Origin of the sequence: Serratia sp. ME47, from assembly GCF_903970925.1 — a bacterium.
Classification (GTDB): domain Bacteria; phylum Pseudomonadota; class Gammaproteobacteria; order Enterobacterales; family Enterobacteriaceae; genus Serratia; species Serratia ureilytica.
The window spans coordinates 172,198-196,548 of record NZ_CAJCKE010000003.1 but is presented as its reverse complement, the minus strand read 5'-3'; the positions used below and the strand labels follow the sequence as shown (position 1 = coordinate 196,548).

Sequence of the window (24,351 nt, the reverse complement as noted above, 5' to 3'; positions counted from 1 at the left end):
GGAGGAAAAATGGACATTACCGTTACCGACGCGATCGACGAACAAACCCTCGATGCGATCAGGCAAGGCCTGCGCGCTTACAACCTGCCGCATATCGACGCCAGCCACCGCAAGCCGCTCAGCGTCTATGCGCGCGACGAAGCCGGCGCGGTGATCGGCGGCCTGACCGCCGAAACCTGGGGCAACTGGCTGAGCGTCGAGTGGCTATGGGTGGCGGATACCCAGCGCGGCAGCGGCCTCGGCGGCCGGCTGATGCGCGCCGCCGAGCACGAGGCGCTGGCGCGCGGCTGCCGCTACGCCCGCCTCGACACCTTCAGCTTTCAGGCGCGGCCGTTCTACGAAAAGCTCGGCTATCAGCTGCAAATGACGCTGAAAGAGTATCCGGTAGAACATGAGTGTTATTTACTTACCAAAACGCTGACTGATTAATGGATGGACGGATGGACAGCAAAAGCATGGTGGTGAACTGTGTGGCGTACAAAGCCGGCCAACGGCTGGGCGAAGTGACCATCGACGATATCAGCGAGGTGGTCAAACAGCCCGACACCTTCATCTGGCTGGGATTAAGGCAGCCGGAGCCGGCGTTTATGCGCAAGGTGCAGGAGGAGTTCGGGCTGCACGATTTGGCGATCGAAGACGCGCTGTGCGCGCACCAGCGGCCGAAGCTGGAGACCTACGGCGACTCGCTGTTCATCGTGGTGAAAACCGCGCAGTGGGGCGAGCACGACGAAATCGAATATGGCGAGACCCACTTCTTCGTCGGCAAAAACTTTCTGGTGACGGTGCGCCACGGCGCTTCGCCCAGTTACGCGCCGATCCGCGCCAAGGCGGAAGAGAACCACAAGCAGATGTGCCGCGGACCGGGCTTCGCCCTCTATTCAGTGTTGGACTTCGTGGTGGATAACTACCGCAGCGTGGTGGCGCGCTTCGAGAGCACCATTGAGAACATTGAAGCCAACATGTTTCAGTCAGAGTTCGATCAGGCGGCGATCGAGAACGTCTATACCCTGCGCCGCCATCTGCTGGCGCTGCGCAACGCCGCGCTGCCGATGGATGAAATCTGCAACCAGCTGATCCGCCTGCACGAAGAGGTGATCCCGAAAGAGCTGCGCGCCTACGTGCGCGACGTGCAAGATCACGCCCATCAGGTGGTCAGCAATATCGACGACATGCGCGAAATGCTGACCAACGCCATGCACGTCAACCTGGCGCTGGTGACGGTCAAACAAAACGAAGTGGTGAAACGGCTGGCGGGTTGGGGGGCGATTTTGGCCATCCCGACGGTGGTCTTCAGCCTGTACGGGATGAACTTCGCCGACATGCCGGAACTGAAGTTCCCGTGGGCCTATCACGCCACGCTGGGAGTGACCGCCGTCGGCTGCATTTTTCTGTATCAGAAACTGAAGAAATCGGGCTGGCTGTAAGCGCCTGAGCGGCGCTTTTCCCGCCGACGAAAACGATCGCGGGGCGGCTGGGATCAGCAGCCGCCCCGCCGCTTCAATACAGCATCGGCCGCCGATCGCGATGCACGTGATTGTGGCGGCCGATGTGCTTGTCATCGGCCGCGCCGATATCCATCGATGCCAGCACCATGCCTTCGCCTGTCAGGCTCTGCGTCAACGGATAGCCATCGGCGTCGACGATCACCGAACCGCCGATCCACGCAACGCCGCGCTCCGTTTCGCAGCGATCGCACACCGCGATGAACAGCCGATTGACGGCGGCGTTGGCCTGCGCCTTCACCATCTCCGCCGGCCGTTCGCCCTGCGGGCGCGGCGCCAGCGGCCAGTTGACCGGCGCACACAGCAGCTGAGCGCCGGCCAACGCAGGCAAGCGCACCCACTCCGGAAACTCGAGGTCGTAACAGATCATCACCGCCAACCGGCCAAAGCGCGTCTCGACGACCGGCGGCGGCCGATCGCCGGCGGTAAAGATCGAACTCTCTTCATGCCACAGGTGTGCTTTGCGATAAATCGCCCTCACCCCCTGCGCATCGATCAACGCCGCGCTGTTGGCCACCTCCCCCTCGGGCAGGCGCTCGCAAAAACCGGCGACGATCGCCACATCCAGCTCACTCGCCAGGGCACACCACAGGCTAAAGCTGGGCCCATCTTCGGCCTCGGCCAACGCCCGCGCCTCCGCCTTGTCGCGCAGCACATAGCCGCTGTTCACCAACTCCGGCAACACGATGACGTTGGCGCCACGCTGCGCTGCCCGGCGGATCGCCTGGGCGGACAGCGCCCGATTATGTTCCGCTTCCCCTACCCGCAACGCCAACTGGCAACATGCGACGCTGATCGTACCCATGACTCACCTTCTCCTTACCCTCACCGTTAAACCGACAGGGCGGCGATACCCCCCTACTCCTCAGTAAATCAGTAAAGGCGCCGTGATAAAAGCCCGGCCGCCCCTCAGCGTTCAGTTTGAGTCTCCAGCTGCGGCGCCGGACGGCTCAGCAGGCTGCCCAGCACGAAGGCGACGCCGCCGCCCAGCAGACCGCCGTAGATCGGGCTGTTGGCGTCGATGCCGTGCCAGATCATCAGCCCCACCACGCACAGGCTGCCGGCCAGCATGCTGGCGATGGCGCCGGCGCTGGTGGCGCGCGGCCAGAAGATAGCCCCCACCAACGGGATCAGCATGCCGCCCACCAACAGGTTGTAAGCCAGCGTTAGCGCCGCCAGCACGTCGCGCACCACAAACGCCAGCCCCAGCATGACCGCGCCCATGAAAAGCGTGGTGAAGCGCCCGGCGGCCAGCCCGCCGGAAGGTTTGCGCCGGATGGCCGGCAACACGTCCTCCAGTGCGATGGTCGAAGACGCCAGCAGGCAGGCGCTGGCGGTGGACATCAGCGCCGCCAGGGCCGCCGCGGCCACCAGCCCGCTGACGCCGACCGGCAACACCGCTTGCGCGATGGCGGCGAAGGCGCCGTCGGTATTACTGAGCGACGGCAGCACGATCTTGCCGGCCATGCCGATCAGCGCGCCGGTCACGCCGTACAGCACGCAATAGACGCCCGCCCCCAGCCCGGCGAAGCGCGCCACATTGGCGCTACGGGCGGTGAACACCCGCTGCCAGATGTCCTGACCGATCAAAATGCCGAAGAAGTAGATCAGGAAAAATACCAGAATAGTATCCAGCCCGATCGACGACAGCTGGTAGTAACCGGCGGGCAGCAGGCTGGTGAACGCCTCCCAGCCGCCGGCCTTGACGATGCTCATCGGCATCAGCACCAGCATCATGCCGACGGTCATGATGATGAACTGAATGATGTCGGTCAGCGTCAGCGACCACATGCCTCCCAGCGTCGAATACAGCACCACCAGCCCGCCGCCGAGCAGGATAGACGCGCTGAACGACAGGCCGAACATCACCTGCATCACGCTGCCGATGGCGATGATCGAGGTCACCGCCACCATCAGGTCATACGCCAGCATGATCGCGCCGCTGGTGACCCGCGCCGCCGGGTGATACCGCCGCGACAGCACCTGGCTGACGGTATACAGCTTCAGTTTGAGCAGCGGTTTGGCCAGCACCAGACTCAGCACCACAATGCCCAGCCCGAGCGCGCCGCACAGCCAGACGCCGGAGATGCCGTAGGTGTAGCCGAGCTTGACGCTGCCGATGGTCGACGCGCCGCCGAGCACCACCGCCGACAGCGTGCCCAGATACAGCCCCGGCCCCAGGTTGCGCCCGGCCACCAGATACGCCTCTTTGGAGTTGGCGCGGCGAATGCCCATCCACCCCACCGCGCCTATCACCAGAAAGTAAATCACCACAACCAGCAGATCGAGATTCATGGGTACCTCCACTCCTTTGTTATTGTTATCAGGGGGCCCGACGCAACCGCTCCGCCGGCAGGGTCAGTACGCCGGCCTCAGCGGGCCGGCAGCACGCACAGCATTTCAAACAGCAGGTTGGCCGCCAGCAGCGCCGTATTGCCGGAGCGATCGTAAGGCGGCGACACCTCCACCACGTCGCCGCCAATCAGGTTCAGCCCACGGCAGCCGCGCACGATCTCCAGCCCTTGCCAAACCGACAGTCCGCCGACCTCCGGCGTGCCGGTGCCCGGCGCGAAGGCCGGATCCAGCCCGTCGATATCGAAACTGAGATAAACCGGCGCATCGCCCATCTGCTCGCGGATCTCCGCCATCAGCGGCGTCAGCGACCGATGCCAGCAGGCTTCGGCCGGCACCACGCGGAAGCCCTGGCGCCGTGACCAATCGAAGTCATCCGCCGCATAGCCGCTGCCGCGCAGACCAATCTGCACCACTTTTTCCGGCGCCAGCAGCCCCTCCTCAAACGCGCGGCGGAAGGTGGTGCCGTGCGCCAGCTGTTCGCCAAACATCTCCTCGTTGGTGTCGGAATGCGCATCGACGTGGATCAGCCCGACCGGGCCATGTCGATGGGCGATGGCGCGCAGCACCGGCAGCGTCAGGGTGTGGTCGCCGCCGAGCGTCAACGGCGTGCAGCCGTGCGCCAGGATCTCGCGGTAAGCCGCCTCGATGCGCCGTACGCTGTCCGCCAGGCTGTAGGGGTTAATGGCGACGTCCCCCAGATCGGCCACCTGCAGCCGTTCGAATGGGGCGGAGCCGGTGCCCATGTTGTAGGGGCGGATCATCACCGACTCCTGGCGGATCTGGCGCGGGCCATAGCGGGTGCCGCTGCGATTGGAGGTGCCGATATCCAGAGGAATGCCGACAAAGGCGGCGTCCAGACCACGCGCCTGATCGGCGGCGGGCAGGCGCATCATGGTGGGGAGACCGGCAAAGCGCGGCATGTCGTTGCCGCTTTGGGGTTGGTTCAGCATGGCGTTTCCTTGTCTTGGGCTTGCGATAAATTGAAACATTTAAGCAACATTCGCAGACTACCCCGTTGACCGCACCGGCTACCATTCCCGCTTTTGCATGTAAACATCGAAAAACACGATGTAACTAACCCATTGAAGTGTTGATTTTTATTTCAATCTCATGCCATAAGAAAGGCCATATCTTCAGCGCCGCGCCTATTTCTTCAATGTTAAAAATGGGTTAAGCGGCCGACGTTCTGCGGAGGGGGCGATGCTCACTAACCTAAGCGATATCGATCTGAAGCTGTTGCGGGTGTTCGTCGCGGTGGCGGAAGCCCAGGGCGTCAGCGCCGCACAGGAAACGCTGCTGATGAACCAATCTACCATCAGCACCCATCTGGCCTCGCTGGAAACGCGACTGGGTTTTCGCCTGTGCCAGCGCGGGCGCTCCGGCTTCCGGCTGACGCCAAAAGGGGAACGCATGCTGATCGCCTGCCGCTCCTTGTTCAACGCCGCCCGCGACTTCACCCGGGTCAGCCAGTCGCTGAACGGCCTGCTGACCGGCGATCTGCAAATCGGTCTGGTGGATAACCTGGTTTCACTGCCGGGCAACCCGTTCAGTCAGGCCATCAAGCACTTTCAGCGGCGCCGCCAGGACGTGCAATTGCAGTGCCGCATCTGTTCACCGAACGAGATTGAACAAGGGCTGCTGCACCGGCAGCTCGATCTGGGCATCGGCTACTTTGGCCAGCAGCTGGAGGCGTTGCGTTATCAACCGTGGCTGGAGGAGACGCAGGCGATCTATTGCAGTGAGGATCACCCGCTGTTCGCGGTGGAAGAACCCGAGCGCGAGCAGATTGAAAACGCGCGCTGGGTCAAGCGCGGCTACCTGCTGGCGCAGCAGCTGTGCCCGATAGCCCCGCCGCATCTGGCCGCGGTGGCCCACCACATGGAGAGCGTCGCCCATCTGGTGCTGAGCGGCACCTGTCTCGGTTATCTGCCCACCCACTATGCGGCGCGCTGGGTGGAGCAAGGGCTGCTGCGGCAGTTGGGCGGCGCAGCGCTCTCTTACCGCGCCACGCTCAGCCTGGTCAGCCGCCCCGTCCAACCCGACGAGGCGTTGAACGCGCTGCTGGAGGATTTGGCGCGCGCCGGCGAAAAAAAGCCCCGCATGCGCGGGGCCTGACGGACGTTAACTGACCGGCATGCGCGCCGGATCGGGATACTGGTATTCAAAACCCAGCTCGTTGCAGATGCGGTTGCCGTCCACCAGCCGCTCATCCTGTTCCGCTTCGTCGGCAAACTGCGGCGGCTCCAGGTGCAGCTGCTCGGCCAGGGCCGGATAGAAATCGCGCTTGGCCGGATGACGCGGCGCGCACAGGTTGTACACGTGGCCGCCCTTCGGCAGCTTGAGCAGCAGTTGGATGGCGGCGATGACGTCGTCCTGGTGCACCAGATTCACCCCCTGCGAGCCCCCCTTCACATCGAGCTTTCCCGCCAGGAAGCGGCCAGGGTGGCGATCGGCGCCCACCAGCCCCGCCAGGCGCAGAATGTCCACCGAGGTATTCGGCAGCTCGTGCAGCCAGCGCTCCAGCTCGGCCAATACCCGGCCGGACGGCGAGACCGGCCGCAGCGGCGACTCTTCGCGCAGCGTGCCGGCGGTTTCGCCATACACCGAAGTGGAACTGGTGAAGATCACCCGCGGCACGCCGAAAGCCATTGCGCTGTCCACCAGCATGCGCACCGCATTGAAATAGTTCTCGCTGCCTTCGACGGTGCGGCGCGCGGGCAGCGTGACCACCAACGCATCCACGCGCAGCAGCGACGCCAGATCGTCCGGGTCGCAGATCAATTCCGGCGTCAGCTCCAACTGATAACATTCGATGCCGCTCATCCGCGCGGCCTCGACGCCGTCCGGCGTGGTTTTGCTGCCGACCACGTCGTACCCGCGGCCCATCAGCGACAACGCCAGCGGCATGCCCAACCAACCCAGACCAATAATGGCTACCTTTTTCATCCTCTTCCTCTCCTGAAGATCGCAGCGCCCTGCCCCTAAGGCTACGCCACTGCGCGCGGCGATACAATCTGACCGGCTTAAGGTTAGGTAAAGCCGTGTGTGGCTAATAACTCAACCTGTTTCAATAAATTAAATTTATGACGATAAAAAAGAGTTGCACGGCGGACAGCGGATAGTTTAGCTTAATTGCCATACGGTTTTTTACCGACTTTTGCTGAGAGAAAACACCATGACACGCGTTCAGTTCAACCACCATCATCACCATCACCCTGACTAGTCTTTCAGGCGATGTGTGCTGGAAGACGGTTTGTTAATCTTCCAGTGGCGCGCAGAACGCAAGAGAGAGCCCTCGGAAGATTTCTTCCGAGGGTTTTTTTTTGGCTCCGGACAGACAGAAAGAATAGTTTTTACAATAAATTCATAAAATTACAGATTAAACAGAGGTTACCATGCTGGACAAGACACGTTTACGGATCGCAATGCAGAAGTCGGGCCGCCTGAGCGATGAATCCCAGGAATTGCTGGCGCGCTGCGGCATCAAGATTAACCTGCAGCAGCAGCGTCTGATCGCCTTCGCCGAAAACATGCCGATCGATATCCTGCGCGTGCGCGACGACGACATTCCGGGTCTGGTGATGGACGGCGTGGTCGATCTCGGCATCATCGGCGAGAACGTGCTGGAAGAAGAGCTGCTCAGCCGCCGCGCCCAGGGTGAAGACCCGCGCTACTTCACCCTGCGCCGCCTCGATTTCGGCGGCTGCCGCCTGTCGCTGGCCACCCCGCTCGACGCCGAATACGCCGGCCCGCAAAGCCTGCAGGACGCCCGCATCGCCACCTCTTACCCGCACCTGCTGAAGCAATACCTCGACAAACAGGGCGTGCGCTTCAAATCTTGCCTGCTGAACGGCTCGGTGGAAGTGGCGCCGCGCGCCGGCCTGGCCGACGCCATCTGCGATCTGGTCTCTACCGGCGCCACGCTGGAGGCCAACGGCCTGCGCGAAGTGGAGGTGATCTACCGCTCCAAAGCTTGCCTGATCCAGCGCGACGGCGAAATGCCTGAAGCCAAACAGCAGCTGATTGACCGCCTGATGACCCGCATTCAGGGCGTGATCCAGGCGCGCGAATCCAAATACATCATGCTGCACGCGCCGAGCGAGAAACTGGACGAGATCGTCGCGCTGCTGCCGGGCGCCGAACGCCCGACCATTCTGCCGCTGGCCGGCGCGCAGAACCGCGTGGCGATGCACATGGTCAGCAGCGAAACCCTGTTCTGGGAAACCATGGAAAAACTGAAAGCGCTCGGCGCCAGCTCGATTCTGGTGCTGCCGATTGAAAAGATGATGGAGTAACGCCATGTCGACCTTCAACACGCCGATCGATTGGGCGACGTGCAGCGCCGAACGCCAGGCCGAGCTGCTGATGCGTCCGGCGATCGCCGCTTCCGACAGCATCACCCGCACGGTCAACGAGATCCTCGACAACGTGAAGGCCAACGGCGATCGGGCGTTGCGCGACTACAGCGCCCGTTTCGACAAGGCGGAAGTCTCGACGCTGCGCGTCAGCGCCGAGCAGATCGCCGCCGCCGCCGCGCGGTTGGGCGACGACATCAAACAGGCGATGGCGGTGGCCGTCGCCAACGTGGAAACCTTCCACAACGCGCAGCGACTGCCGCCGGTGGACGTCGAAACGCAACCGGGCGTGCGCTGCCAGCAGGTGACCCGCCCAATCGACTCGGTGGGACTGTATATTCCCGGCGGATCGGCGCCGCTGTTCTCCACCGTGCTGATGCTGGCGACGCCGGCGCGCATCGCCGGCTGCCGCCGGGTAGTGCTGTGCTCGCCGCCGCCGATCGCCGATGAGATCCTGTATGCGGCGCAGCTGTGCGGCGTGCAGGAAGTGTTTCAGGTCGGGGGCGCGCAGGCGATCGCCGCCCTGGCGTTCGGCACCGAAAGCGTGCCGCGCGTGGCGAAGATCTTCGGGCCGGGCAACGCCTTCGTGACCGAAGCCAAGCGGCAGGTCAGCCAGCGCCTTGACGGCGCGGCCATCGATATGCCGGCCGGTCCTTCGGAAGTGCTGGTGATCGCCGACGCCGGCGCCACCCCGGCATTTGTCGCTTCCGATCTGCTGTCGCAGGCCGAGCACGGCCCGGATTCGCAGGTGATCCTGCTGACGCCGGACGCGGCGATGGCGCAGGCGGTGGCCGAAGCGGTGGAAAGCCAGCTGGCCGAACTGCCGCGCGCCGACACCGCCCGCCAAGCGCTGGCGAGCAGCCGCCTGATCGTGGCGCGCGATCTGCCGGAGTGCGTGGCCATCAGCAACCGTTACGGCCCGGAGCACCTGATCATTCAGACCCGCAATGCGCGCGATCTGGTGGACGGCATCACCAGCGCCGGTTCGGTGTTCCTCGGCGACTGGTCGCCGGAGTCCGCCGGCGATTACGCCTCCGGCACCAACCACGTGCTGCCGACCTACGGCTACACCGCCACCTGCTCAAGCCTTGGTCTGGCCGATTTCCAAAAACGCATGACGGTGCAAGAGCTGACGCCGCAGGGCTTCAGCAACCTGGCTGCCACCATCGAGACGCTGGCTGCCGCCGAGCAGCTGATCGCCCACAAGAACGCCGTGACCCTGCGCGTCGCCGCCCTGAAGGAGCAAGCATGAGCATCGAAAAACTGGCGCGCGCCAACGTTCGCGAGCTGACCCCTTATCAATCGGCGCGCCGCCTCGGCGGCAAGGGCGACGTATGGCTGAACGCCAACGAATACCCGATCGCCCCGGAATTCCAGCTGACTGCGCAAACCTTCAACCGCTATCCGGAGTGCCAGCCGGCGCAGGTGATCGAACGCTACGCCGCCTATGCCGGGGTCAAGAAAGAGCAGGTGCTGGTCAGCCGCGGCGCCGATGAAGGCATCGAGCTGCTGATCCGCGCCTTCTGCGAGCCGGGCAAAGACGCCATTCTGTTCTGCCCGCCGACCTACGGCATGTACGCCGTCAGCGCCGAAACCTTTGGCGTGGAGCGCCGCACCGTTGCCGCCAAAGAGGACTGGCAGTTGGATCTGCCGGCCATCGCGGACAGCCTGGACAACGTGAAACTGATCTACGTCTGCAGCCCGAACAACCCGACCGGTAACCTGATTGACCCGGACTCTCTGCGCAGCCTGCTGGAGATGGCCAAAGGCAGAGCGATCGTCGCGGTGGACGAAGCCTATATCGAGTTTTGCCCGCAGGCCTCGGTGGCCGGGTGGCTGAGCGACTACCCGCACCTGGCTATTCTGCGTACGCTGTCGAAGGCCTTTGCGCTGGCCGGCCTGCGCTGCGGCTTTACGCTCGCCAACGAAGATCTGATCGCCCTGCTGCTGAAGGTGATCGCGCCTTACCCGCTCTCGACGCCGGTGGCGGATATCGCCGCGCAGGCGCTGAGCGCCGAAGGCATCCGCACCATGCGCCAGCGCGTCACCGACATCGCCGCCACCCGCAGCTGGCTGCAGCAACAGCTGGAAAAATGCGCCTGCGTCGAGCAGGTTTTCGCCAGCGACAGCAATTACCTGCTGGCCCGCTTCACCGCCTCAAGTAATGTGTTTAAAAGCTTGTGGGATCAGGGCATCATCTTACGAGACCAAAACAAACAGCCCGGGTTGTCCGGCTGCCTGCGCATCACCATAGGCACCCGCGACGAATGTCAACGCGTGGTGGACGCCTTGTCCGCCCTGCCCGGCGCCAACCAGACTCGCCAGGAGCCAATGTGAGCCAAAAAATCCTCTTTATCGATCGTGACGGCACGCTGATCGCCGAGCCACCGGAAGATTTCCAGGTTGACCGCCTGGACAAGCTGGCGCTTGAGCCGGACGTGATCCCTTCCCTGCTGGCGCTGCAACAGGCGGGGTATCAGCTGGTGATGATCACCAATCAGGATGGGCTCGGCACCGCCAGTTTCCCGCAGGAAACCTTCGATCCGCCGCACAACCTGATGATGCAGATCCTTAGCTCGCAGGGCATTCAGTTCGCCGATGTGTTGATCTGCCCGCACCTGCCGGCGGACAACTGCGACTGCCGCAAGCCGAAGACCGCGCTGGTGAAGGGTTATCTCGAACCCGGCGTGCTCGATACCGCCCACAGCTACGTGATCGGCGATCGGCCGACCGACGTGCAGCTGGCGGAAAACATGGGCATTCAGGGGCTGCGCTACCAGCGCGGCGTGCTGGGCTGGAAAGAGATCGTGCGCCAGCTGACCCTGCGCGACCGTCATGCGCGGGTTAACCGCGTGACCAAAGAGACGCAGATCGATGTCAACGTCTGGCTGGATCGCGAAGGCGGCAGCAAAATCAAAACCGGCGTCGGCTTCTTCGACCACATGCTGGATCAGATCGCCACCCACGGCGGCTTCCGCATGGAGATCGACGTCAAAGGCGACCTGTATATCGACGATCACCACACCGTAGAGGACACCGGCCTGGCGCTGGGCGAAGCGTTGAACAAGGCGCTGGGCGACAAGCGCGGCATCGCCCGCTTCGGCTTCGTGCTGCCGATGGACGAGTGTCTGGCGCGCTGCGCGCTGGATATCTCCGGCCGCCCGCACCTGGAGTACAAGGCCGAGTTCAACTATCAGCGCGTCGGCGATCTCAGCACCGAAATGGTCGAGCACTTCTTCCGCTCGCTCTCCTACACCATGGGTTGCACGCTGCACCTGAAGACCAAAGGCAAAAACGACCACCACCGGGTCGAAAGCCTGTTCAAAGTGTTTGGCCGCACGCTGCGCCAGGCGATCCGCGTCGAGGGCAATACCCTGCCGAGCTCGAAAGGAGTGCTGTGATGAACGTGGTGATTTTGGATACCGGCTGCGCCAACCTGGCCTCCGTCACCTATGCGGTGCGGCGCCTGGGCTATCAGCCGGAAGTGAGCCGCGATCCGGAGATCGTGCTGCGCGCCGACAAGCTGTTCCTGCCGGGCGTCGGCACCGCGCAGGCGGCGATGGATCAGCTGCGCGAACGCGATCTGATCGAACTTATCAGGGCCTGCACTCAGCCGGTGCTGGGCATCTGCCTCGGTATGCAGCTGCTGGCGGCCAGCAGCGAAGAGAACGGCGGCATAACGACGCTCGGCCTCATCGATACGCCGGTAAAGCAGATGACCGACTTCGGCCTGCCGCTGCCGCACATGGGTTGGAACCAGGTATCCGCGCAGGCGGGCCACCATCTGTTCCGCGGCATCGATGACGGCGCCTACTTCTATTTCGTTCACAGCTATGCGATGCCGATATGCCCCAGCACCATCGCTCAGGCGAATTACGGCGAGCCCTTCACCGCCGCCGTGCAAAAAGACAACTTCTTCGGCGTACAGTTTCATCCAGAACGTTCTGGAGCGGCCGGCGCGCAACTGTTGAAAAACTTTCTGGAGATGTAGGCAGCATGATTATTCCGGCTTTGGATTTGATCGACGGCAACGTGGTGCGTTTGCATCAGGGCGATTACGGCCAACAGCGCGACTACGGCAACGATCCGCTGCTGCGCCTGCAGGACTATCAACAACAGGGCGCCCAGGTGCTGCACCTGGTCGATCTGACCGGCGCCAAAGATCCGGCCGCGCGCCAGATCCCGCTGCTGCGCAAGCTGTTGGCGGGGGTTAACGTGCCGGTGCAGGTCGGCGGCGGCATCCGCAACGAGCAAGACGTCAGCGCCCTGCTGGAGGCCGGCGCCACGCGCGTGGTGATCGGCTCCACCGCGGTGAAACAACCGCAGTTGGTGCAAAGCTGGTTCGAACGCTATGGCGCCGACGCGCTGGTACTGGCGTTGGATGTGCGCATCGACGCGCAGGGCGTGAAGCGCGTGGCCATCAGCGGCTGGCAGGAGGATTCCGACGCCACGCTTGAACAGGTGGTAGAGCAGTTCCTGCCCTACGGGCTGAAACACGTGCTGTGCACCGACATTTCGCGCGACGGCACGCTGGCCGGTTCCAACGTGGCGCTGTATCAGGCGATCAGCCGCCGTTATCCGCAGGTGGCCTTCCAGGCCTCAGGCGGCATCGGCAATCTGGACGACATCGCCCAGTTGCGCGGCAGCGGCGTTGCCGGCGTGATCGTCGGGCGCGCCCTGCTGGAAGGTAAATTTAGCGTTGAGGAGGCGATTGCATGCTGGCAAAACGGATAATCCCGTGTCTGGATGTTAAAGACGGGCAAGTGGTGAAAGGCGTGCAGTTCCGCAACCACGAAATCATCGGCGACATCGTGCCGCTGGCGCAGCGCTATGCGCAAGAAGGCGCGGACGAGCTGGTGTTTTACGATATCACCGCCTCGAGCGACGGCCGGGTGGTGGACAAAAGCTGGGTGTCGCGCGTGGCGGAGGTGATTGATATTCCGTTCTGCGTCGCCGGCGGCATTAAAAGCGCCGAGGACGCCAGCCAGATCCTGTCTTTCGGCGCCGACAAAATCTCCATCAACTCACCGGCGCTGGCCGATCCCGATCTGATTAGCCGCCTGGCGGATCGCTTTGGCGTGCAGTGCATCGTGGTGGGCATCGATACCTGGTTCGACAGTGAAACCGGCAAATACCACGTCAATCAATATACCGGCGACGAGAGCCGCACCCGCGTCACCCAGTGGGAAACCCTCGACTGGGTGCAGGAAGTGCAGCGCCGCGGCGCCGGTGAGATCGTGCTGAACATGATGAACCAGGACGGCGTGCGCAACGGTTACGATCTGCAGCAGCTGCGCCGAGTGCGCGAGGTCTGCAAAGTGCCGCTGATCGCCTCCGGCGGTGCGGGCACGATGGAGCACTTCCTGGAAGCGTTCCGCGATGCGGACGTCGACGGCGCGCTGGCGGCATCGGTGTTCCACAAACAAATCATCAATATCGGCGAACTGAAAAGGTTCCTGGTCGAACAAGGCGTGGAGATTCGCGTGTGCTGACAGAACAACAGAGAAACCAGCTGGACTGGGAGAAAACCGACGGCCTGATGCCGGCCATCGTGCAACACGCCGTTTCCGGCGAAGTGCTGATGCTGGGTTACATGACGCCGGAAGCGCTGGCGACCACCGAGCAGAGCGGCAATGTCACCTTCTTTTCGCGCACCAAGCAGCGCCTGTGGACCAAAGGCGAAAGTTCCGGCCACTTCCTCAAGGTGGTCAGCATCACGCCGGACTGCGATAACGACACGCTGCTGGTATTGGCCAACCCGATCGGCCCGACCTGCCACCTGGGCAACAGCAGCTGCTTCCATCCGGCCGCCAGCGACTGGACGTTCCTCTATCAGCTGGAACAGCTGTTGGCGGAGCGCAAGCATGCCAGCCCGGACAGCTCATACACCGCCAGCCTGTACGCCAGCGGCACCAAACGCATCGCGCAGAAGGTCGGGGAAGAAGGCGTGGAAACCGCGCTGGCCGCCACGGTCAACGATCGCGAAGAGCTGACCAACGAGGCCTCGGATCTGATCTATCACCTGCTGGTGCTGCTGCAGGACCAGGATTTGGATCTGAGCGCGGTGATCGGCCGGCTGCGCGAGCGGCATCAGAAATAACCACCACTGGCAGGGCTCGACTTTTGTTGGGTTCTGCCCTTATACGCACCATCAAATTTTCACCGATGCCTCACATTTTAAAAATCTCTTGCTTCATCAAATTATTTTTGGTTTAGAATTAGATTAGGCCTACAACAATTTAGGATTGGCAGCTATGGGAAGTGATAAACTTTCATGCTTCGAAAGCATGGGTGATAATTGCGAGTTTGGTTTCTATTTGCGTAAAAAAGGCATCGAAAGCGGCAGTTTATTCCGTTGGTCGCTCATCAAGGATCACCAGGATCTTCTCAATCTCATTTCCAGTGATTTTAACGAATTCTATCAGTACCATAATCTGCAGCCTACCTGGAGAAATATGCTGGTTGATAGATCAAATGGTGTTATATTCCACACTGAGCTCTTTAGTCAGCAGGTTGGTGAACACTGGGAGTTTGAAGATGATGAGGATACAAGAAAGGAAAAATACCTGACAGAGAAGGAAAAAATCGATTATCTTGTTAACAAATTCAATAATGCACTGAAAGAAGGCAACAGAGTTTTCGTTATCAAAAAGAACAACAATCAAATTGATATGACTGTCATTGAAAAATTAGCAAACAAACTCAATCAATCTGGCAAAGCCAAGATATTAGTGGTCTTCCAAAACGATGATAAAAACAAGCTTGGCTTGGTTGAACATTATAATGAAAACATATTAATTTCTTACATCGATCGCTTTGCAGATTATAGCCAAGCCGACAATATTTCAGTTGAAGGCTGGGATAAAATCATCAACAATGTAACAAATAAACTCTAATTATTGTAGAAGCGCCGCATATTGCGGCGCTTTATTTATTAGCGGCCACGAAGAGTATTAAATACTTTCCTTGTGACACGATAGAAGAAACCTCGTTTATTTACCGCTGCATACAATGCATTGAATCGGTCATGTGCCCAACCATCACGCTGCTGAGAAATAAGGTAATCAAGTTTTTCGTTGATTATACCAACCTCAGCGGATCCGTTAACATTAGGGTTATTACGATAGAATGCCAGATCGCGTTCCAGCCGATGAATCCTATCGATATAAGATGGGATCAATCCCATAGTGTACTGAATTCGATTATCAGGAGACATAAATGGACGATAGCTGCGGAAGTTATTCTTTCCTTTATTTCCACTAATTAACATACCTGTATTAGCAACTCGGTACCAGAATAAAGCTTCAGGCACCAACTGCATCTTGTATCCAGCCAAAGCGACACGACAGAAGAACTCCCAATCTTCGTGCCCAATACCATAGTCTTCAGTAAAACCGCCAACGCTGTCAAAAACACTTTTTCTGATCATTGCATTAGCATCACCGAAACAGTTAGCAAAGCTGGCGACGTTCAGATCTGCACCTAAGGGTAACCAACAATCCTTCATTTTACGGAACGGCGATGGGAACTCATCCCCATAAATCAAATCACTCGGTGTTGTCAAAAGATCACTGCCGGAGTAAACCGCCGCACGCACGAATGTTTCAATCTCATGCGGTTTAGCAACATTGTCGTCATCCATGAAGATCAAAAATTCACCAGATGCGTGCTTTGCAGCTAAGTTACGAGCAGCGCCTAAATAATTATTAGAACTCTTTATAATCTTCCAGCCTTTCTCAGAGAACTCTTTATTTAGAAGATCTAGATAACGGCGGGACTCATCCTTGACACTTCCATCGTCAACGAGAATGACCTCAAAGTTGGAATAGGTTTGCGTTTTTAGCGAGGCGATAGCCTGTTGCAGCAAATGGCTTCGATCATGGTGAACCAAGCAAACGCTCACCAACGGTTCTAAATTTGCGTCAGCCTGCAAGCGAGTAGGTTCAAAAGATTCGCTAAGCGCCTCAATCCAACGTGTTTTAATTTCATCAACGTTTTGAACCAACTGCGATTTAACATGAAGATTGTCGAGCCGCAACGTAATTTTTTGATACAATGAACTAGGTGTTGGTTCAAATATAATCTCAGGATGGTTCTCTACGGGAATCAGTTCTTTTATGCCACCAACCGAAGAGGCTATAAAGTTAACATCACCGATCAAACTTTCGTAGACAGTATAAGGCGAGTTCTCAACTAAAGAAGGAATAACAACGAGTGTATTCTCTCCTTTGATATAAGCATCAGCTTGTGTACGATCATAGTCGGTAATAATATTAACTTCGACATCGAGCGAATCCGTTTTCGTTCTTATATGTTCAATGGAGTTAAAACCTTCCGCAACTACTGCTTTCCCCATAAACGTAACTGCCGAAATTTTGACTAGCTCGTCTTTTTTCAGGTTATGCAAGGCCCGTAGAAAAATATCTAATCCTTTTCTGGTTTCTAAGCGACCGAAGAAAACAAGTTCAATACCGTTAGCTATTTTTTTAGAGCGCTTTGGAAGTATTGCATCATCAACTGGATTGATTGAGAAGGGTTCGCAGTTAAGAATAACATGACTTGCCGCAGGCAAAATCCAATTTTTATCACGCATCCAATCTAGCAAGTATTGTGAAGGGCTAATAACCTCATCAGCCATCTCGACGACCTTCTGCTCCATGAAATAAAGCTCCATGTGGTTTTGGTCGTACGGAAGTTGATAATTTCCTTCATCAGCCCAGAGAGTAGAGCTATGCGTGTTTACAATGAACTTGGTATCCGCAAAGAATAGTCCTTGCCCTTTTGCAAGAAGCGAGTAATAAAGATCCGCCTGCCATTCACAAGCAATGACAATATCATAAGGCGCCCTTTCACTTTCCTTCATCCATTCATAAACTGCGTAGCTTTTTCTTCGGAAATAAGGAGCATCGATATTTATATCTGTTAGTGCAGGAAGCACCTTCAGATTAACACCATGATCTTTATATACCTCAATCCAATGTTCGATTTTTCGCTCACCAGATTCGGAGTAATCGCCACAGGTATAAAGAACCTCGACAGCGAAGCCTGACTTTGCCATGTTTACAGCCAAAGAGGTAAAAGCCGTTCCAATTCCTCCGTTTCGGATCGGGCCTTCGATATCAGGAGTAACTATAAGAACTTTTTTCATACAAACATATCCTTCGAATCGTTCTAATAACTTGCGTTGATTATTGTTATCACAATCTTTACACTACGACCGTCTTGTCGAACAACAGCTCTTTCTGTACTGTGACAAGATACTTGAGTAGATGCCTGTTTTCTGCTTATCCATCATTTGAATTCATGAGGTCAAAAATGTCCCATAAGAATGAAAATCAGTTTACCTCAATGTTGCGAGAACTTTGTAAAAGCTATCATTTTGTCTATAAAGCCAATCCAGGAAATGCAGGCGATGGCGTTATCGCCGCAGCAACATATGATTATTTGGAGGCCAATGGATTTGATTACTCTCCATTCAGATCCTCGGAAGAGTATAGTCCAGAAACTCACGTCCTGCTTTTTGGTGGTGGCGGAAATTTAATTGAGAACTATTACGCTGAAGGTCGTGACTTCATACAGAAAAATATCTCAAACTTTGCCAAAGTCATTATATTCCCTTCAACCATTTTCGGCTACACTCAATTTTTCAAGGAAAATATAAAAAAACTCTTTGTCTGTTGTCGAGAGAAAACCTCGTATGAACGTTTATTAAAATTAGGTTATATTCCAGACGAGTCAATCATCCTAACACAGGACATGGCATTTTATCTCGATAAAGATAAATATATCAATGATGTAACACCAACTAAGGAAGTAGCATCTTGTTATCGCACTGATTCAGAGTCCTTGACTAAACTACATCATGAAAATAACCATGACATATCTCTAACGTGGAATGGTGACTATTGGGACAATGTTAATCTCGCACGAAACTCAACCCGTTCACTTATCAGTTTTTTACAAGATTATAAAGCGGTTAATACAGACAGGTTACATGTCGCGATTTTAGGATCGCTATTAGGCATGGAGGTTAATTTTTATCCTAACTCATATTACAAAAATGAGGCTGTCTATGATCACTCCTTAATGAATTACTTTCCAAATACCTATTTTATCAAGTAAATCTCCAATATAAAAAAACCGCCAGGTATTAGCCTGGCGGTTCTTATCATCAAGAAATAAATTATTCCATCCATTCGGTATGGAACACGCCTTCCTTGTCGATGCGTTTGTAGGTGTGCGCGCCGAAATAGTCGCGCTGCGCCTGGATCAGGTTAGCCGGCAGCACCGCTGAACGGTAGCTGTCGTAGTAAGCGATCGCGGCGGAGAAGGTTGGCGTAGGGATACCGTTCTGCACGGCATAGGCCACCACGTCACGCAGCGCCTGCTGGTACTCGTCGGCGATTTGCTTGAAGTATGGCGCCAGCAGCAGGTTGGCGATATCGGCATCCGCTGCGTAAGCGTCGGTGATCTTCTGCAGGAACTGGGCACGGATGATACAGCCGGCGCGGAAGATCTTGGCGATTTCGCCGTAGTGCAGATCCCAGTTATTTTCTTTGGACGCGGCTTTCAGCTGAGAGAAGCCCTGCGCGTAGGATACGATCTTGCCCAGATACAGCGCGCGACGCACTTTCTCGATGAACTCGGCTTTGTCGCCGGTGAACGGTGCCACTTTCGGCCCGGTCAGCACTTTAGACGCGGCAACGCGCTGATCTTTCAGCGAGGACAGGTAGCGTGCGAACACCGATTCGGTGATCAGCGACAGCGGTTCGCCCAGATCCAGCGAGCTCTGGCTGGTCCACTTGCCGGTGCCTTTGTTGGCGGCTTCGTCCAGGATCACATCGACCAGGTATTTACCCTCTTCGTCTTTCTTGGTGAAGATGTCTTTGGTGATGTCGATCAGGTAGCTGTTCAGCTCACCCTTGTTCCACTCGGCGAAGGTTTCGGCCAGTTGCTCGTTGCTCAGGTTCAGCGCCTGCTTCAGCAGAGAATAGGCTTCGGCAATCAGCTGCATGTCGCCGTATTCGATGCCGTTGTGCACCATCTTCACATAGTGGCCAGCACCGTCAGCGCCGATATAAGTCACGCAAGGCTCGCCTTCCGCAACCGCAGCGATTTTCTCCAGGATCGGCGCTACCAGCTCGTAAGCTTCTTTCTGGCCGCCAGGCATGATGGAAGGCCCTTTCAGCGCGCCCTCTTCACCGCCGGAAACGCCGGTGCCGATGAAATTGAAGCCCTGGTCGGACAGTTCGCGGTTACGACGGATGGTGTCCTGATAGTAGGTGTTACCGCCATCGATCAGGATATCGCCCTTGTCCAGATGCGGAGTCAGCGAGGCAATGGTTTTATCCGTCGCTTCGCCCGCTTTCACCATCAGCAGGATGCGGCGTGGTTTTTCCAGCGATTCAACAAACTCTTCAACGGTGTAATACGGCGCCAGGTTTTTGCCCGGATTCTCAGCGATTACTTCGTCAGTCTTGTCGCCAGAACGGTTGAAAATGGAAACGGTGTAACCACGGCTCTCGATGTTCAGCGCGAGGTTGCGGCCCATTACCGCCATGCCGACAACGCCGATTTGTTGCTTGGACATTTAGGAACTCCTGTCTGAGGATGACCCTGCTGGCAACGTCGGCCAGCAGGTTTTGTGATGTGGCACACATGTTAACTCAGGATTGAGCCGGGTGGGTAGTGATTGGTGCGATAGGCTTTGCAACAGATTATAAAACGTTAAAAATTGTACAACTGCCTCAATAACAGCTGTTTGGACTGTTGGACCTGCTCCAGTTCCTTTTGCCTGTCTCCATGCGCAAACAGTAAAAAAGCCCGTAACTCCACCAGACTGATATCCGGTCGAATCATTGGCCAATTTGACATTCGTTGCAGGCTGGTGAACTTGTTGTCGTAGTAATCAGACCACGAAAGTGCGATCCCAGGAAGACCAAGACTGGCTGCGATAACCTGAAAATGGAAACGCGAACTGATACAAAAATCATGCGGCGCGAAAGTCAATCCATCTTGCCAAACCTGCTCAAACGGCACCAACTCGGCCAGGGGAAAAAGCTCGAGAACTTGCCGGAAGAAAATTCCATCCGAGCCCGGCCGAAATTCATAAAATTTAATCTTCGCATTCGGATGTTTTTCCAGGAATATCATTGTCGCTTGTCCTAGTAAGCCCAATAATTTCCCAGTAAGAACATCATCTTCCGACAGCTCGGTATGAATGCACAGATGTAAAGTAAACGGCTCACGCTCTACAAGGTGCCCTACAGAATAGGACGAAAAAGCAAAATAATCGTCACCTGTAAAACCGAGTTGTGGTAGCTCAAATGGCGCTAAAACCTCGTAACTCGCCCTATCTCTGACATCAAACCGGTCAAACTGGCGAATGTAAGGAACAAGTTGCCCGGCCTTTTCAGGAGAGAGCGGTTGCAACCCCAGTCCGGTTGCATAACACGCGAGCTGGTATTTTTTGGCAAAATATGCCGCCACTTCAATTAGCCGTGAGTTGGCGCCCCAGAGCTCATTGATATAGCCCCCACCCAGTAGATGAATGCTGGTGGTGGAGGCAAACGCCTTGGACATCAAACGTTCACGCAACGGTAGCGTGTAAGGATCGGCAAGCTTTTCTTCCAGGGAGCCATCATCGCCCAACGCTTGCACCAGCCGCCATAAATAATCCACGCATCGCACACCGGGAAACAATCCTGAGGCAACGACGGCGTCAACGGCATCCAGATAAATGGTGCAGCCGGGGAAGCGCCGCTGTAATTCCGTTACCCAAAATCGCGTCAGCATATCATCGCCAAAATTGGGCATACCTGCAGCGGAAACCAAATAGAACACTTTCACTGCCGAAACAGGAACATCCTCATTACATTTTTTCGTCCACAGTTTCGTAAAAAAAGTCACTACGGCGCTCCTGAAGTTAATAACTTCTGGTTGCAATCGCACGTTGATAAAGCTTCAAAGTATCGTCAATCACCAACGACGACGCAAACTTGTTCTCGATACGCTCACGGCTGCGCACGCCCATCTCAACGCGCTTGCTTGGACTGGTAAGCAACTGCTCCAACTTCTCTGCCAGAACCTCGATATTGCGCATCTCCACCAGGCTGCCGGTGTACTCATCAATAATCAGACTTTGGCAACCACCCACGTCATAAGCGATGCAAGCACGCCCAACCGAAGACGCTTCCAGCAAAATACGCGGAATGCCTTCTGAATACGTAGAAGGCAGAGCGACAACGTTAGAGGCCTCAATCAGGCTGTAAACGTCGCTGCAACGACCCAACCAATTGATGAGCCCCTGCTGGTGCCATTCTTCTATTTGCGACAGCGGAATCGCATCCGGATCGTCAACAATGGAAATTCCCGCCACATTCAACACAAAATCCACGCCTTTCTGCGCCAAGCGCTTTTTCACCTCGACCAGATCGCCCAATCCTTTGCTCCAGAGCAATCGGCTGGCGAACAAGACGACCGGTTTTTCGCGGTTGATTTCTAGCGAGTAGTGATAAATATCGGGGTTAATGCCGGCACCATCGATAACAACCGTTTGGCTTTTTTTCGCTTCAGTCAGCGCAAGAAGTCGATCGCGGTCGTGTTCGTGCTCAAAGGCCAGCAAGCATTTTTTGTTCTTAAAGATATGATTGTACGAATGTAACGTCAGATAACGAATGACGTTCATTGACAATTTGTCTTCCATAAAGACACGCCCAAGCCCGACAAAGCCCAGAATAATCGGTTTGTTGTAAAAACGCGCAAAGAACCCCCCCATCAAACAAGGTTTGATAGTGATGCAATGCAGTACGTCTGGGTCAATTTTTTTGAGCAACGACCATACCTTGGCCAATGAACCAAAGAAGTTGAACGGGTTGATGGACAGCTCAGATACTGATGAATCGTGGCAGATAAAACCTTTATCTGCCAACTTTTGCTGAATGTCGTCTCCCACAAAGTGGCTAACAACGTGGATTTCATAGCCAGCAGCCTGAGCCGCCAGCGCTCTTTCAACCCAATGCAGTTCAAAGTACCAATCTGAGTTGATAAAATAACAAATCTTTTTCATTTAACTCTTACCGGCTAATGTTGTTTACCATTTTTACGTGATATACCGTCAACAATACCGCGCACTACGTATTTAATATATTCACCTTTTTTGCCTTGAGAGGTAAAAGAAAGTAAATATTTTGCAATACGTAACACGATAGCTCCGAGTGAGTAAGGTCTTTCATGTTTTTTGAAAAGCATCCTTGAGAGGAGCAGGTTTCTGACCAGATAGTAGACTTTCCAGGACGGGTTTATCCCCCCCTGGCTAGCAGGCACATCGTGCAGAAATACCAACTCTGGTGAGTACCGGAACCGATACCCTTGTTGACTCAACCTGTAAGAGAAGTAAAGATCATCATAATAAATAAAAAGTTCTGGCCAAATGTACTCAATGTTAGCGGCTAAAACGTCTTTGCGTATTATTGCACCAACAAATGAGAAAGTCACGACATCCGCAGGCTTAAACTCTGCGGGGATGTAACGTTCGGGTCTGGCAATATAACCCAACGTGTTTACCAACGACGTAGGCATCTTGCTGAAAGGTACGTTCATTTTGCATAACGTCCCTTGTCTATCCAGGACTCGGCAACAGTAGGCCTCATAGTCGAACCGTTGCGCCAATTCAGCGAAACGTGTCAACAATGTGCGATCGGGATAAGCGTCATCATCGAACATAAACACCCAGTCGGTGTCTATCTTACTCACAATATATTCACTTCCGAGCCTGAACCCGCCTGCGCCGCCGTCGTTTTGCGCAGCGCGTATGGCGTGCAAACGGTTATCTTCGATACTGTTTAGCCACGACTGCGTTTCGTCGGTCGACGCGTTATCGACAATGACAATGTCATCAAACGGCAACGCAGAGGTTGCCGCCCAACACTGTTTCAATTTTTCCAGGCGATTGAATGTAACAATTAACGCCGAACATCTCATCTGATGCTGACCGTGAATACTGGCATAGCGTTTTCTTGCTCCAGACTGGCCAGGTAGGTTTCAGCCGTTTTCAGTGCTTCGGCAATGGTCACGTCCATATCCAGGTAGCGATACGTACCCAGGCGGCCAATGAAGGTAATGTCATGTTCTTTTTCGGCCAAATCGACGTATTTTTCCAATAATGCCATTTCACCGACCTGACGAATCGGGTAATAAGGGATATCATTTTCTTCGCAAGCGCGGCTGTACTCTTTATAGCAAACCGACCCTTCGTGCTGTTCCCAAGGGGAGAAGTACTTATGCTCGGTGATGCGAGTATAAGGTACCGACTGTTCACAATAGTTCATCACCGCACAGCCTTGATAATCCCCTTCCACGGTGAATTTCTCAAAGTCCAGCGTACGGTAGCCGAGGCGCCCAAACTGGAAGTCATAGAACGCATCCAGCGGACCGCTGTAAAACACATGATCGTAGCCCTCACGATCCTGCATTTGGAACTGGGTATCCAACGTCACCGAGATATTCGGGTGATCCAGAATACCTTCCACCATTTTGGTATAACCGTCTTTCGGCATCCCCTGGAACTTATGATTGAAATAGTTATCATCATAATTAAAACGAATAGGCAGACGCTTCAGAACCGAAGCCGGCAACTGTGCCGGGGACATGCCCCATTGCTTGATGGTGTAACCTTTGAAAAAGGCTTCATACAGTTCTTTGCCGACAAAGCGCAGCGCCTGTTCTTCGAACGATTGCGGATCGGTGATACTGGAATCGCCTTTCTCGGCGATCAAGGCTTTCGCTTCCGTTGGTGAACAAGTTTTTTTGAAGAATTGGTTGATGGTGTGCAAATTGATCGGCAGCGAGAAAACCTGGCCGTTTACCGTCGCTTTTACGCGGTTAACATAAGGCATCATTGTGGCGTACTGATTCACAAAGTTCCAGACTTGCTCGTTGTCGGTATGGAAAATATGCGGACCATAAGTATGCACCATCACGTCCGTCTTTTCATCCCGAGCGTCGTAGCAGTTGCCAGCGATATGAGTACGACGATCGATAATATGAATTTGATGGCCTTGCTCAGCCAATTTTCTCCCGATCACTGCACCGGAAAAGCCTGCACCTACGATTAAGATTTTCTTACTATTCTTCATCAA

24 protein-coding genes and 1 other annotated feature are annotated in these 24,351 nt (G+C 55.9%); of the genes, 14 read left to right on the top strand and 10 right to left on the bottom strand.

Features of this window, described 5'->3' with window-relative positions:
• The first annotated feature begins 9 nt into the window (after nt 1–9).
• Together H7A77_RS04870 and H7A77_RS04865 are read left to right on the top strand one after the other, a co-directional pair.
• Entirely contained in the window at nt 10–429 is a 420-nt protein-coding gene (locus H7A77_RS04870; protein WP_182073883.1) for a GNAT family N-acetyltransferase, read from the top strand.
• An 11-nt stretch (nt 430–440) separates the two neighbouring features.
• Entirely contained in the window at nt 441–1,424 is a 984-nt protein-coding gene (locus H7A77_RS04865; protein ID WP_033642493.1) for a magnesium and cobalt transport protein CorA, read from the top strand.
• Nucleotides 1,425–1,497: 73 nt separating this feature from the next.
• Here H7A77_RS04865 and H7A77_RS04860 read toward each other — a convergent pair whose 3' ends face one another.
• The 3 genes from H7A77_RS04860 to speB form a co-directional block, all read right to left on the bottom strand.
• Entirely contained in the window at nt 1,498–2,307 is an 810-nt protein-coding gene (locus H7A77_RS04860) for a nitrilase-related carbon-nitrogen hydrolase (protein ID WP_182073882.1), read from the bottom strand.
• A gap of 104 nt (nt 2,308–2,411) precedes the next feature.
• The gene (locus H7A77_RS04855; RefSeq protein WP_182073881.1) at nt 2,412–3,797 is read right to left on the bottom strand and encodes a sodium:solute symporter; all 1,386 of its coding nucleotides are present in this window, start codon (nt 3,795–3,797) and stop codon (nt 2,412–2,414) included.
• Nucleotides 3,798–3,874: 77 nt separating this feature from the next.
• Nucleotides 3,875–4,807, bottom strand: coding sequence for an agmatinase (speB, locus tag H7A77_RS04850; RefSeq protein WP_046686736.1), 933 nt, complete (start codon nt 4,805–4,807; stop codon nt 3,875–3,877).
• A gap of 250 nt (nt 4,808–5,057) precedes the next feature.
• Between speB and H7A77_RS04845 the strand changes: the two genes are divergently transcribed.
• Complete coding sequence (locus H7A77_RS04845; RefSeq protein ID WP_182073880.1) at nt 5,058–5,972, top strand: LysR family transcriptional regulator; 915 nt, start codon at nt 5,058–5,060, stop codon at nt 5,970–5,972.
• A gap of 6 nt (nt 5,973–5,978) precedes the next feature.
• Here H7A77_RS04845 and H7A77_RS04840 read toward each other — a convergent pair whose 3' ends face one another.
• Nucleotides 5,979–6,803: an SDR family oxidoreductase gene (locus H7A77_RS04840; RefSeq protein ID WP_033642487.1), complete on the bottom strand. Its 825-nt coding sequence runs from the start codon at nt 6,801–6,803 to the stop codon at nt 5,979–5,981.
• A gap of 229 nt (nt 6,804–7,032) precedes the next feature.
• On the opposite strand from H7A77_RS04840, the gene hisL reads away from it, so the two are divergent.
• The 10 genes from hisL to H7A77_RS04790 all read left to right on the top strand — a co-directional run bounded on the left by hisL (nt 7,033) and on the right by H7A77_RS04790 (nt 15,108).
• Nucleotides 7,033–7,080 carry a his operon leader peptide gene (gene hisL / locus H7A77_RS04835; protein ID WP_100396937.1) on the top strand — a complete coding sequence of 16 codons (48 nt, stop codon included), beginning with the start codon at nt 7,033–7,035 and terminating at the stop codon, nt 7,078–7,080.
• Nucleotides 7,056–7,182 (top strand) — a sequence feature (His leader region). It overlaps the preceding gene by 25 nt.
• Nucleotides 7,183–7,252: 70 nt before the next feature.
• On the top strand, nt 7,253–8,152 hold the full coding sequence (hisG, locus tag H7A77_RS04830; RefSeq protein ID WP_015377256.1) for an ATP phosphoribosyltransferase: 900 nt from the start codon (nt 7,253–7,255) through the stop codon (nt 8,150–8,152).
• Nucleotides 8,153–8,156: 4 nt separating this feature from the next.
• Nucleotides 8,157–9,464: a histidinol dehydrogenase gene (hisD, locus tag H7A77_RS04825; RefSeq protein ID WP_089191430.1), complete on the top strand. Its 1,308-nt coding sequence runs from the start codon at nt 8,157–8,159 to the stop codon at nt 9,462–9,464.
• On the top strand, nt 9,461–10,549 hold the full coding sequence (gene hisC, locus H7A77_RS04820) for a histidinol-phosphate transaminase (RefSeq protein ID WP_072627990.1): 1,089 nt from the start codon (nt 9,461–9,463) through the stop codon (nt 10,547–10,549). Before hisD ends, hisC begins: the two co-directional genes overlap by 4 nt.
• Nucleotides 10,546–11,613 carry a bifunctional histidinol-phosphatase/imidazoleglycerol-phosphate dehydratase HisB gene (gene hisB / locus H7A77_RS04815; protein WP_015377254.1) on the top strand — a complete coding sequence of 356 codons (1,068 nt, stop codon included), beginning with the start codon at nt 10,546–10,548 and terminating at the stop codon, nt 11,611–11,613. The genes hisC and hisB overlap by 4 nt, the downstream gene beginning before the upstream one ends.
• Nucleotides 11,613–12,203: an imidazole glycerol phosphate synthase subunit HisH gene (gene hisH / locus H7A77_RS04810; RefSeq protein ID WP_021504315.1), complete on the top strand. Its 591-nt coding sequence runs from the start codon at nt 11,613–11,615 to the stop codon at nt 12,201–12,203. Before hisB ends, hisH begins: the two co-directional genes overlap by 1 nt.
• Nucleotides 12,204–12,208: 5 nt before the next feature.
• Nucleotides 12,209–12,946 (top strand): 1-(5-phosphoribosyl)-5-[(5-phosphoribosylamino)methylideneamino]imidazole-4-carboxamide isomerase, encoded by a 738-nt coding sequence (gene hisA / locus H7A77_RS04805; protein ID WP_042784058.1) that lies wholly within the window; start codon nt 12,209–12,211, stop codon nt 12,944–12,946.
• Nucleotides 12,928–13,704: an imidazole glycerol phosphate synthase subunit HisF gene (gene hisF, locus H7A77_RS04800; RefSeq protein WP_033642483.1), complete on the top strand. Its 777-nt coding sequence runs from the start codon at nt 12,928–12,930 to the stop codon at nt 13,702–13,704. Before hisA ends, hisF begins: the two co-directional genes overlap by 19 nt.
• Nucleotides 13,698–14,312: a bifunctional phosphoribosyl-AMP cyclohydrolase/phosphoribosyl-ATP diphosphatase HisIE gene (gene hisIE / locus H7A77_RS04795; RefSeq protein ID WP_072627992.1), complete on the top strand. Its 615-nt coding sequence runs from the start codon at nt 13,698–13,700 to the stop codon at nt 14,310–14,312. The genes hisF and hisIE overlap by 7 nt, the downstream gene beginning before the upstream one ends.
• Before the next feature lie 154 nt (nt 14,313–14,466).
• Nucleotides 14,467–15,108 (top strand): hypothetical protein, encoded by a 642-nt coding sequence (locus tag H7A77_RS04790; RefSeq protein WP_072627993.1) that lies wholly within the window; start codon nt 14,467–14,469, stop codon nt 15,106–15,108.
• A gap of 38 nt (nt 15,109–15,146) precedes the next feature.
• On the opposite strand, the gene H7A77_RS04785 is transcribed toward H7A77_RS04790, so the two are convergent.
• Nucleotides 15,147–17,360 carry a glycosyltransferase gene (locus H7A77_RS04785; protein ID WP_072627994.1) on the bottom strand — a complete coding sequence of 738 codons (2,214 nt, stop codon included), beginning with the start codon at nt 17,358–17,360 and terminating at the stop codon, nt 15,147–15,149.
• 167 nt (nt 17,361–17,527) lie between these two features.
• On the opposite strand from H7A77_RS04785, the gene H7A77_RS04780 reads away from it, so the two are divergent.
• Nucleotides 17,528–18,334 carry a polysaccharide pyruvyl transferase family protein gene (locus H7A77_RS04780; protein ID WP_089191428.1) on the top strand — a complete coding sequence of 269 codons (807 nt, stop codon included), beginning with the start codon at nt 17,528–17,530 and terminating at the stop codon, nt 18,332–18,334.
• Nucleotides 18,335–18,395: 61 nt separating this feature from the next.
• On the opposite strand, the gene gndA is transcribed toward H7A77_RS04780, so the two are convergent.
• The 5 genes from gndA to glf all read right to left on the bottom strand — a co-directional run bounded on the left by gndA (nt 18,396) and on the right by glf (nt 24,348).
• Nucleotides 18,396–19,802 (bottom strand): NADP-dependent phosphogluconate dehydrogenase, encoded by a 1,407-nt coding sequence (gndA, locus tag H7A77_RS04775; protein ID WP_004938815.1) that lies wholly within the window; start codon nt 19,800–19,802, stop codon nt 18,396–18,398.
• A 137-nt stretch (nt 19,803–19,939) separates the two neighbouring features.
• The gene (locus tag H7A77_RS04770; protein ID WP_072627996.1) at nt 19,940–21,121 is read right to left on the bottom strand and encodes a polysaccharide pyruvyl transferase family protein; all 1,182 of its coding nucleotides are present in this window, start codon (nt 21,119–21,121) and stop codon (nt 19,940–19,942) included.
• 16 nt (nt 21,122–21,137) lie between these two features.
• The gene (locus H7A77_RS04765) at nt 21,138–22,280 is read right to left on the bottom strand and encodes a glycosyltransferase family 4 protein (RefSeq protein ID WP_072627997.1); all 1,143 of its coding nucleotides are present in this window, start codon (nt 22,278–22,280) and stop codon (nt 21,138–21,140) included.
• Between the two features lie 14 nt (nt 22,281–22,294).
• The gene (locus H7A77_RS04760) at nt 22,295–23,194 is read right to left on the bottom strand and encodes a glycosyltransferase (RefSeq protein WP_072627998.1); all 900 of its coding nucleotides are present in this window, start codon (nt 23,192–23,194) and stop codon (nt 22,295–22,297) included.
• Entirely contained in the window at nt 23,191–24,348 is a 1,158-nt protein-coding gene (gene glf, locus H7A77_RS04755) for a UDP-galactopyranose mutase (RefSeq protein WP_072627999.1), read from the bottom strand. The genes H7A77_RS04760 and glf overlap by 4 nt, the downstream gene beginning before the upstream one ends.
• Nucleotides 24,349–24,351: the final 3 nt, after the last annotated feature.

Excerpts from the sequence above, each read along its gene's own strand:
- speB (WP_046686736.1), bottom strand. The coding sequence starts at position 4,807 with ATGCTGAACCAACCCCAAAGCGGCAACGACATGCCGCGCTTTGCCGGT.
- glf (WP_072627999.1), bottom strand. The coding sequence starts at position 24,348 with ATGAAGAATAGTAAGAAAATCTTAATCGTAGGTGCAGGCTTTTCCGGT.
- H7A77_RS04790 (WP_072627993.1), top strand. The coding sequence starts at position 14,467 with ATGGGAAGTGATAAACTTTCATGCTTCGAAAGCATGGGTGATAATTGC.
- hisH (WP_021504315.1), top strand. The coding sequence starts at position 11,613 with ATGAACGTGGTGATTTTGGATACCGGCTGCGCCAACCTGGCCTCCGTC.
- hisG (WP_015377256.1), top strand. The coding sequence starts at position 7,253 with ATGCTGGACAAGACACGTTTACGGATCGCAATGCAGAAGTCGGGCCGC.
- H7A77_RS04870 (WP_182073883.1), top strand. The coding sequence starts at position 10 with ATGGACATTACCGTTACCGACGCGATCGACGAACAAACCCTCGATGCG.
- hisC (WP_072627990.1), top strand. The coding sequence starts at position 9,461 with ATGAGCATCGAAAAACTGGCGCGCGCCAACGTTCGCGAGCTGACCCCT.
- H7A77_RS04840 (WP_033642487.1), bottom strand. The coding sequence starts at position 6,803 with ATGAAAAAGGTAGCCATTATTGGTCTGGGTTGGTTGGGCATGCCGCTG.
- H7A77_RS04785 (WP_072627994.1), bottom strand. The coding sequence starts at position 17,360 with ATGAAAAAAGTTCTTATAGTTACTCCTGATATCGAAGGCCCGATCCGA.
- H7A77_RS04765 (WP_072627997.1), bottom strand. The coding sequence starts at position 22,280 with ATGAAAAAGATTTGTTATTTTATCAACTCAGATTGGTACTTTGAACTG.
- hisD (WP_089191430.1), top strand. The coding sequence starts at position 8,157 with ATGTCGACCTTCAACACGCCGATCGATTGGGCGACGTGCAGCGCCGAA.
- H7A77_RS04855 (WP_182073881.1), bottom strand. The coding sequence starts at position 3,797 with ATGAATCTCGATCTGCTGGTTGTGGTGATTTACTTTCTGGTGATAGGC.
- hisF (WP_033642483.1), top strand. The coding sequence starts at position 12,928 with ATGCTGGCAAAACGGATAATCCCGTGTCTGGATGTTAAAGACGGGCAA.
- H7A77_RS04860 (WP_182073882.1), bottom strand. The coding sequence starts at position 2,307 with ATGGGTACGATCAGCGTCGCATGTTGCCAGTTGGCGTTGCGGGTAGGG.
- H7A77_RS04845 (WP_182073880.1), top strand. The coding sequence starts at position 5,058 with ATGCTCACTAACCTAAGCGATATCGATCTGAAGCTGTTGCGGGTGTTC.
- H7A77_RS04780 (WP_089191428.1), top strand. The coding sequence starts at position 17,528 with ATGTCCCATAAGAATGAAAATCAGTTTACCTCAATGTTGCGAGAACTT.
- H7A77_RS04760 (WP_072627998.1), bottom strand. The coding sequence starts at position 23,194 with ATGAGATGTTCGGCGTTAATTGTTACATTCAATCGCCTGGAAAAATTG.
- hisA (WP_042784058.1), top strand. The coding sequence starts at position 12,209 with ATGATTATTCCGGCTTTGGATTTGATCGACGGCAACGTGGTGCGTTTG.
- H7A77_RS04865 (WP_033642493.1), top strand. The coding sequence starts at position 441 with ATGGACAGCAAAAGCATGGTGGTGAACTGTGTGGCGTACAAAGCCGGC.
- gndA (WP_004938815.1), bottom strand. The coding sequence starts at position 19,802 with ATGTCCAAGCAACAAATCGGCGTTGTCGGCATGGCGGTAATGGGCCGC.